At 73.8% G+C, this 983-nt stretch carries 1 protein-coding gene; it reads left to right on the top strand.

Annotation, left to right across the window (positions count from 1 at the left end; all coding sequences use genetic code 11):
• Nucleotides 1-983, top strand: a 983-nt coding sequence (locus KBX34_RS33155; protein ID WP_374223741.1) for a hypothetical protein, incomplete at both ends; no start/stop codon positions are given.

The following is a 983-nucleotide window of genomic DNA, read 5'->3' as shown; positions in this document are numbered from 1 at the left end:
GTCACCACCGCGGAAACCGCCGTCGCGCGGGCCGCTGGAACGCGAAGCATCACGGTCACCACCGCGGAAACCACCCTCGCGACGATCGCCGCCACGGAAGCCACCCTCACGGGGCGCGCCGCCGTCACGCGGTCCACTCGGCCGGTCACCGCCACGGAAACCACCCTCACGGCGATCGCCACCGCGGAAACCACCCTCGCGGTCACCGCCACGGAAGCCGCCCTCGCGGGACGGGCCGGAGCGGGTGCGGTCGCCACCCTGATAGCCGCCCTCGCGGCGGTCGCCGCCACGGAAGCCACCCTCACGGTCACCACCGCGGAAACCGCCGTCGCGCGGGCCGCTGGAACGCGAAGCATCACGGTCACCACCGCGGAAACCACCCTCGCGACGATCGCCGCCACGGAAGCCACCCTCACGCGGAGCGCTGGAACGCGAACCATCGCGGTCGCCACCACGGAAGCCGCCCTCACGCGGAGCACCGGAACGCGAACCATCCCGATCACCACCGCGGAAACCGCCCTCACGCGGGCCGCCGGAACGCGAAGCATCACGGTCACCACCGCGGAAACCACCCTCGCGACGATCGCCGCCACGGAAGCCACCCTCACGGGGAGCGCCCGAGCGCGAACCGTCGCGGTCGCCGCCACGGTAACCACCCTCGCGGGGGGCGCTGGAACGCGAACCGTCGCGGTCACCGCCACGGTAACCACCCTCACGGGGGGCGCCCGAGCGCGAACCGTCGCGGTCACCGCCACGGTAACCACCCTCACGGGGGGCGCCCGAGCGCGAACCGTCGCGGTCACCGCCACGGTAACCACCCTCACGGGGAGCGCCCGAGCGCGAACCGTCGCGGTCACCGCCACGGAAGCCACCCTCACGGGGGGCGCTGGAACGCGAACCGTCGCGGTCACCGCCACGGTAACCACCCTCACGGGGAGCGCCCGAGCGCGAACCGTCGCGGTCACCGCCACGGAAGCCACCCT

It is taken from the genome of Micromonospora sp. M61, from assembly GCF_018070245.1.
GTDB classification, from domain to species: domain Bacteria; phylum Actinomycetota; class Actinomycetes; order Mycobacteriales; family Micromonosporaceae; genus Micromonospora; species Micromonospora zamorensis.
Note: the sequence above shows the minus strand (reverse complement) of the source record. Positions and strands in the feature narration are given on the sequence as shown.